Here is a 1,144-nt window from a genome sequence, read left to right as displayed (position 1 = left end):
CGACGGCCGCCTTCAGCGCCTCGACGCGGTCGGTGCGCTCCCAGGTGAAGTCCGGCAGCTCGCGGCCGAAGTGGCCGTACGCGGCGGTCTGGGCGTAGATCGGCCGCAGCAGGTCCAGGTCGCGGATGATCGCGGCCGGGCGCAGGTCGAAGACCCGGGTCACGGCCTCCTGGATCTTCAGCACGGGCACGGTCTCGGTGCCGAAGGTCTCCACGAACAGGCCGACCGGCTCGGCCTTGCCGATCGCGTACGCGACCTGGACCTCGGCGCGGCGGGCCAGGCCCGCGGCGACGATGTTCTTGGCGACCCAGCGCATCGCGTACGCGGCGGAGCGGTCGACCTTGGACGGGTCCTTGCCGGAGAACGCGCCGCCGCCGTGGCGGGCCATACCGCCGTAGGTGTCGATGATGATCTTGCGGCCGGTCAGGCCGGCGTCGCCCATCGGGCCGCCGATCTCGAAGCGCCCGGTCGGGTTGACCAGCAGGCGGTAGCCCTCGGTGACCAGCTTGATGCCCTGGTCGGCGAGCGCCTTGAGCTCGGGCTCGACCACGAACTCGCGGATGTCCGGGGTCAGCAGCGACTCCAGGTCGATGTCGCTGGCGTGCTGCGAGGAGACCACGACGGTGTCCAGGCGCACGGCGCGGTCGCCGTCGTACTCGATGGTGACCTGGGTCTTGCCGTCGGGGCGCAGGTACGGGATGGTCCCGTTCTTGCGGACCTCGGTCAGGCGGCGCGAGAGCCGGTGCGCCAGCGTGATCGGCAGCGGCATCAGCTCGGGGGTGTCGTCGCTGGCGTAGCCGAACATCAGGCCCTGGTCACCGGCGCCCTGGCGGTCCAGCTCGTCGTCGACGTCACCCTCGACCCGGTGCTCGTGCGCGGTGTCCACGCCCTGCGCGATGTCCGGGGACTGCGCGCCGATCGACACCGACACGCCGCAGGAGGCGCCGTCGAAGCCCTTCTTGGACGAGTCGTAGCCGATCTCCAGGATCTTCTCCCGGACGAGCTGCGCGATCGGCGCGTACGCCTTGGTGGTGACCTCGCCGGCGATGTGCACCAGGCCGGTGGTGATCAGCGTCTCCACGGCGACGCGGGAGGTCGGGTCGTCCTTGAGGAGGGCGTCCAGGACGGTGTCGCTGATCTGGTC

At 71.0% G+C, this 1,144-nt stretch carries 1 protein-coding gene; it reads right to left on the bottom strand.

Annotated features, from left to right (window positions below; all coding sequences use genetic code 11):
- On the bottom strand, positions 1–1,144 hold a 1,144-nt coding region (gene metK / locus QSK52_RS39045), incomplete at both ends, for a methionine adenosyltransferase (RefSeq protein ID WP_285741035.1).

It is taken from the genome of Kitasatospora phosalacinea (assembly GCF_030268885.1).
GTDB classification, from domain to species: domain Bacteria; phylum Actinomycetota; class Actinomycetes; order Streptomycetales; family Streptomycetaceae; genus Kitasatospora; species Kitasatospora phosalacinea_C.
The sequence above is the reverse complement of the archived record's forward strand: the minus strand, read 5'-3'. Positions and strand labels throughout refer to the sequence as shown.